The sequence below is a fragment of the Flavobacterium sp. BFFFF1 genome (genome assembly GCF_002256285.1).
Classification (GTDB): domain Bacteria; phylum Bacteroidota; class Bacteroidia; order Flavobacteriales; family Flavobacteriaceae; genus Flavobacterium.
In genome coordinates this window covers 1-6,776 of record NZ_NKJE01000052.1, presented here as the reverse complement: position 1 = coordinate 6,776, position 6,776 = coordinate 1, and the positions used below count along the sequence as shown (strand labels likewise).

6 protein-coding genes are annotated in these 6,776 nt (G+C 47.9%); all 6 read right to left on the bottom strand.

All coding sequences use genetic code 11. The annotated features are described in order from the left end of the window. A partial coding sequence (locus CFE23_RS16245; RefSeq protein ID WP_291090390.1) for a histidine kinase dimerization/phospho-acceptor domain-containing protein occupies positions 1 to 1,450 on the bottom strand: 1,450 nt, incomplete at its 3' end. A 1-nt stretch (position 1,451) separates the two neighbouring features. Continuing rightward, positions 1,452 to 2,579, bottom strand: a complete 1,128-nt coding sequence (locus tag CFE23_RS16240) for a sensor protein KdpD (RefSeq protein WP_291090387.1) — start codon at positions 2,577 to 2,579, stop codon at positions 1,452 to 1,454. Then, positions 2,579 to 3,661 carry a porin gene (locus CFE23_RS16235; protein ID WP_291090384.1) on the bottom strand — a complete coding sequence of 361 codons (1,083 nt, stop codon included), beginning with the start codon at positions 3,659 to 3,661 and terminating at the stop codon, positions 2,579 to 2,581. Before CFE23_RS16235 ends, CFE23_RS16240 begins: the two co-directional genes overlap by 1 nt. A gap of 57 nt (positions 3,662 to 3,718) precedes the next feature. After that, positions 3,719 to 4,279, bottom strand: coding sequence for a K(+)-transporting ATPase subunit C (locus CFE23_RS16230; RefSeq protein WP_291090381.1), 561 nt, complete (start codon positions 4,277 to 4,279; stop codon positions 3,719 to 3,721). Between the two features lie 11 nt (positions 4,280 to 4,290). Next, positions 4,291 to 6,261: a potassium-transporting ATPase subunit KdpB gene (gene kdpB, locus CFE23_RS16225; protein WP_291090378.1), complete on the bottom strand. Its 1,971-nt coding sequence runs from the start codon at positions 6,259 to 6,261 to the stop codon at positions 4,291 to 4,293. A gap of 6 nt (positions 6,262 to 6,267) precedes the next feature. Beyond that, positions 6,268 to 6,776, bottom strand: a 509-nt coding sequence (locus tag CFE23_RS16220; RefSeq protein WP_291090375.1) for a potassium-transporting ATPase subunit KdpA, incomplete at its 5' end; no start/stop codon positions are given.

The window sequence follows — 6,776 nt, the reverse complement described above, 5'->3', positions numbered from 1 at the left end:
CGGGCGAATAGCGGAGGGCGTTGGTCAGGAAATTGATCATGACCCAGGCTGTCTTCTCGGTATCGGCTTTTACCTCGGGTAAGTCCGGGCTGCAGTCCACAACCAGCCTGATGCGTTTTTGTTCCGCCTGTACTTTGACCGCTTCCACAGCATAGCGCACGATGTCGGATGGTGGGGTTTTCTCCATCGTGAGCTGTATGTTGCCCGTTTCGAGTTGCGACAGTTCGAGCAGTTCCCCGGTAATCTTCAGCAGGCGCTGGCTGTCGTCTTTAATCCCGTCGATGAGCTGTTGCTGTTCCGGATTGATGGCGCCGGTTTGCTTGTTTTCCAATAGCTGCAGCCCCAATTTTATGGAAGAGATCGGTGTTTTCAGTTCGTGCGATACAGTAGCGATAAAATGGGTCTTCGCAAAATCGAGTTCCTTAAACACCGTAATGTTCCTTAGGATAATCACCTCGCCGATGGTGATGGTTTGCTCTTCCCCCGTGGGTTTGATGGTGATCGTGACGACTTCTTTCTCAAAGTAGCTTTCCTTTCCGTTTGCGAAGATCTTCATCGGGTGGGGTTTGTCGCTTTCGAGCGAATTGACGATCAGCGATTTCAAAAGGTCGTTCCGTTGTGCGAGTTCCGCGGCCTGCCTGCCGATGGCTTCGTCCGATTTCAGCCCCATAATGCGCAGGGCCTCATCGTTTACAAACAGGATCACCCCTTCATTGTCGAGCCCGATGATGGGATCATTCATATTGTTGATTAAGGTTTCCAGCCGTTTCTTTTCAAACGACAGCTTGTACAGGTTGCTGTTGTGGTATTCCTCGAGTTTCTCCGCCATGGTGTTGAAGGAGCGGGCAAGGTCGCCAAATTCATTCTGGTTCCCGAAGTTTACACGTTCCGAATAATTCCTGTTTGCAATTTGTCGGATGCTTGAGGACAATTCCCGGATGGGATTGGCGATGTTGTTTGGAAGGTTGATCAGGAGGTTGAAAGCGATCAGGAAACAAAACGTTCCCGTGACTGCAATCCAGATGTTTCCCGTTTCGGCGGTCTGGTTTGCGATGTCGCTTTTTTGCTTGATGGCGTTCATATTGAGTTTCATGATCTCAAAAATGTTGCGCCGGATCTGGCTTTTCAGGGATTCGTCGACGGGGTTGGCTTTTAACCTCATAAAATTCTGCTCCAGCGCCAATGTGGGCTTGTCCTCCCCTTTTTCGGTAATATTAGCCAGCTGTTGCTTTAGATTTCCTTCGAAAAAAGCGACGGATTGCGCCTCGTTCAGGTGATCCAGCGCGTTGAGCATGTTCCGGGAATACTCTAAGGTGATGTAATTGGCCTGCAGGATGTTTTGCGTGTCTTTTTTTATCGAGAACACATAAAAAGAGCTTGTTATGGCCAGAATCATGATCATCACGAACAGCAGCCCGACCCCCAGATTCAATTTGGTTTTAATTTTCATATTACGAAAGGATTACAAGGTCAATATTTGATGACGAAAGGCTATTCAGTAACCTGTTAAAGATTGATGTAGACAAAATTACTTTAAATAAGTTCAGGTGTGGCTTTCCAATACACACTGTTGTAATCTGTTTTTGCTGTGCTACCTCGAGAATGGAATCGGTGATGTGCCTGTTTTCGACCCGGACCACCTCTGCCCCGAGTTGCACGGCGAGCTTGAAGTTGTTGATCAGGTGCCGTTGTTTGTCGAGCGCAATGCGGTCACTGCTTTCGCGTGGTGTTTCGACAAATAAGACGTACCATTTGCTGTTGTAGTATCCTGCCAGACGGGCGGTCTTGCGGATGACGATCCTGGCCGTGTGCTCATTGCTGCTGATACACGCCAGCAGTTTCTCATGGCGAAGCGCGGCATTTTTAGGGACCTCGCTTTCCACCTTGCGAACTACCTGCCCGGCTACTTCTTTAAGCGCGAGTTCGCGTAGCTGCAGTATTTGTTCCGCTTTGAAGAAATTCCGGAGGGCGGTGTCGATTTTGTCCGCGGTATAGATCTTTCCGTCGCGGAGGCGCGCAATCAGTTCGTCGGCGGTCAGGTCGATATTCACGACTTCGTCCGCCATGCGCAGGACATCATCGGGAATGCGTTCCTGCACTTCGACCCCGGTGATGAATTTGACGTCATCGTTCAGGCTTTCGATGTGTTGTATGTTTACGGCAGAGATCACGTTGATTCCGGCTTCGAGGATCTCGACGACATCCTGCCAACGCTTTTCGTTTTTACTGCCTTCGATATTGGTATGGGCCAGCTCGTCGACGATGACGACTTCCGGGCGCAGGTTAATGATCGCCGGCACATCCATTTCCTCGAGCTGCTTGCCTTTATAGAAAATGGTCCGTCGCGGAATAAGGGGCAGTCCTCCCAATAATTCGTGGGTTTCTTTACGGTAGTGTGTCTCGATGTAGCCGATTTTGACATCGATGCCGCTTTTGAGCAACGCGTGCGCTTCCTGAAGCATACGAAAAGTTTTGCCTACACCGGCACTCATGCCAATGTAGACTTTAAACTTTCCTTTGCGCGATTTCTGGATTAAATGGAGAAAGTGCTGGGCATTATTTTCGTTTTCACTATCCATCAAAAGGAGATTGCCAGTGCAGTGGTTAAAAATACATTGCTATTTGTCGGTTTGTCGTTGCGAAGGAAAACATCATCCTTACTGCTTAACGTGCGCGCCTCAATCCTGAACATTACATTGTCGGCAGGAAGGTAATCGAAATTGGCCGAAAAGCCATAAGTCTTAAATCCGTTTGGCGTTCCGGTAGCGATAATGACGCCCTGTTTGTCCTGATAATATTCCGCGCGTGCCGCCAACTGGATTTTGGCAGCCCGTTTGTACTGCGCGATGACAACCGGTGCGTACCAAATGTCATAATCACTACTTCCATTTACTGACTGTTGTGCGCCGATATCAAATCCGGCGGTAAGGTTCACTTTTTCGGACATCTTGAACTGCCCATAAAAATTGTTGAAGTAGCGCCATTTCCTGATCGCGTCCGGCTGTTCGTTTCCAACATAGGTGCTCCAGTTTAAAACCGTTTTCGCATTGGGTTTGTACGTAATCTGCGTCCCGAATGCCGGAGTCTGGTTGCCGTCAATTTTTTGGATGCGCTGCCAGCCATTGAGGTACATTGCGGCGAGATACCATTTCTCACTTTTAGAAGTGTATCCGATTTTTACACCCGCTTCGTAGTACGGCGAATTATCGGCCAGGATGCTGCGTGTCAGGTTTGCGCAGTCTTTACCGATGGCGCTTTCAAAACCGATATGCGACGGCATGATTCCGCCATCGACCCAAAGGTTGTGGTTTTTGGAAATTTTGATACCCACATTGGCTTCAAATACATTTTTGAGTGTTTCAGGCTCTGCGGAGAGATTGATATTCGAATAAGTACCTGCCATGAATGCGAGGTTTCCGCGTACATTATCTTTGGCGTAATTGACTTTTGCAAATCCTAAATTCAGGTTTAGTTCGTTGTGCCTGTTGTGGCTGTAGAAAAATCCCGGGCGCGCATGGTTCCCGGGATTACCGAAATCATAGCTGTAATAGGTTTCCACATACCCTGAAAAGGTAAATGGGCTTGCCACAGCAGTTGTGTCTTGTGCTTGTGTTTGGGTAATTCCTAATGCCGCGATGGCGATCAATATTATTTTTTTCATTACTGTATTTTTTTTGTCTTCGCCCGTTGCAAAACTACAAAAGGTTTGAAGCGCTTATTATTTCAATTGGTCTAATGCGATATTTAATTGGAGTACGTTTATTTTTTCGGTGCCCAACATGCCGAGTAAAGGTGCTTCTGTTTGGTTTTTGATCAGTTCCAGAATTTTATCTTCTGGTAATTTGCGTGTAGCAGCAATCCGTTTGGCCTGTACTTTCGCTGCCTGGATGGAGATATCGGGATCGATACCGCTTCCGGATGCCGTTACCAGATCTGAAGGCACTTCATTTCTTTTGACCTGCGGATTCCTGAGCAGGAAGGTATCGATACGACCTTTTACCACTGCAAGATATTCCGGATTGGTGATGCCTTTATTGCTTCCACCCGAGCCGGCAGCATTGTAATCTACTGCGGATGGGCGCGGCCAGAAATACTTGTCTGAGACGAAATTTTGTGCCACATGGATGTGTTGGTTTCTGCCGTTGACGGTTACGATCTCGCCATTTCCTTTGTTAGGAGCAAACTGTGCAATGCCGTATATACTGAGTGTGTAAACTCCTGAAAAGAACAAGGCACAGAATAACGTGAGCCTTATTGCGGGTAAGATATTTTCTTTCATAATTATAAATTTTAAATGAATACTGATACCAGTAAATCGATTGCTTTTATGCCAATAAACGGAATCAACACGCCGCCCAATCCGTAGATAAAAAGATTCCTTCTCAACAAGGCCGACGCACCGATTGGTTTGTAGGCGACTCCTTTTAATGCCAATGGAATCAGGAATGGGATGATGATGGCATTGAAGATTACGGCAGAAAGAATAGCGCTTTCCGGGCTGTGCAGGTTCATGATATTCAACCCCTGTAACGCGGGAATCGCCGTAATGAATAGCGCAGGAATGATCGCGAAGTATTTCGCAACGTCATTGGCAATTGAGAATGTCGTTAGCGTTCCGCGTGTCATTAACAACTGCTTCCCGATTTCGACGATTTCAATCAGTTTCGTCGGGTCATTATCAAGATCGACCATGTTCCCTGCTTCTTTCGCAGCCTGGGTACCGCTGTTCATCGCCACACCGACGTTTGCCTGGGCCAATGCCGGCGCATCGTTCGTACCGTCGCCCATCATGGCGACCAGCCTGCCTTCCGCCTGTTCTTTTTTGATGTAATTCATTTTGTCCTCGGGCTTCGCTTCCGCGATGAAATCGTCCACACCTGCTTTTTCCGCGATGAATTTGGCTGTCAATGGATTGTCTCCTGTGACCATAACGGTTTTAATTCCCATTTTACGCAGGCGCTCAAAACGCTCCTTCATGCCGGTCTTGATGATGTCCTGTAATTCGATGACACCCTGAACCACATTATTTTTGACGACAACCAGCGGCGTTCCGCCATTTGAAGAGATATCGATGACCTTTTGCGCAGTGTCTTCCGGAAAGGCATGGCCTGCCTGCGCAGCAATATGCTTCGCGGCATCCTGTGCGCCTTTGCGGATGTTGGTCCCGTCTTTGAGGACTACGCCCGATGTCCTGGTTTCTGCTGTAAATTTGATTAGCGTGGCTCCTTCGATGGATAACTTTTGCGCGACTTCGGTACCAGCCAATTCCACGATACTCTTACCTTCAGGTGTGTCATCGGCAAGTGAACTCAGTACAGCCGATTGGATGAAATCCTGCTGTGAAATGCCTTTCGACGCATAGAATCCTGTGGCTTTTCGGTTTCCGATGGTGATGGTGCCGGTTTTATCCAACAACAATACGTCAATATCCCCGGCCGTTTCCACCGCCTTGCCGGATTTGGTAATCACATTGGCACGCAGCGCACGGTCCATTCCTGCAATACCAATGGCAGAAAGCAATCCGCCGATGGTAGTTGGAATCAGGCAAACAAACAACGATATAAATGCAGCGATGATAATGAATACCAGCGTGAATCCTGCCAATAGGATGGTCAAAGCAATCTCATTGGGTGTTTTCTGGCGGCTCGCACCTTCAACGAGCGCAATCATTTTATCAAGGAAGCTTTCGCCGGGTTCTGACGTTACGATCACCTTGATTTTATCTGATAATACTTTCGTTCCGCCGGTTACAGACGATTTGTCGCCGCCAGCTTCCCGAATGACAGGAGCGCTTTCTCCGGTGATGGCACTTTCATCTATGGTGGCAAGCCCTTCAATGATTTCGCCATCGGTGGCAATGAGGTCACCCGCTTCACAAATAAAGACGTCGCCTTTTTTAAGTTGTGAGGAAGAGATGATTTGCCCGTTTTCTAACCTGGCGGGGGTTTCTTCACGTGTTTTCCTTAGGCTGTCGGCTTGCGCTTTTCCGCGTGCTTCGGCGATGGCTTCGGCAAAATTGGCAAAGAGCAACGTAATCAGCAGGATGAGAAAAATCGTGAAGTTATACATAAAACTGCCCTGCGAGTGCTCGCCCGCCAAAATCCAAACGCAGACGAAGAACATGACGATGGTTCCAATTTCAACGGTGAACATCACCGGATTGCGGAACATGATTTTAGGGTTGAGTTTTATGAAAGACTGTTTGAAAGCTTCGCGCACCAAATCTTTCTGAAACAAGGATGTGTTTTGAGAGGTACTCATGATATGTTATTTTAGTGAAAAGAATTCAGCGATCGGACCAAGTGTTAAGGCAGGGAAGAAAGACAACGCCGCCACGATGAAAATTACGGCAAAGACCAGCAGCCCGAATGTGGAAGTGTCTGTTTTTAACGTTCCGTTGCTTTCAGGAATGTATTGTTTGGTAGCGAGGATCCCTGCAATGGCTACGGGACCGATAATTGGTAAATAACGGGCCAGCAACATCACGATTCCGGTAGCGATATTCCAGAATGGCGTGTTATCGCCCAAACCTTCGAACCCACTGCCATTATTGGCTGATGAGGATGTAAATTCGTAGAGCATTTCGCTGAATCCATGGTAGCCCGGATTAGCGAGCCATCCCGAGTATGCTTCCGGATTTCCCGCATAAAGGTGGCTTGCCAGAGCAGTTCCTGCCAAAATCAATAAAGGGTGAAGCAAGGCGATCATCATGGCGATCTTCATTTCCTTTGCCTCGATTTTCTTCCCAAGGAATTCCGGTGTACGACCAACCATCA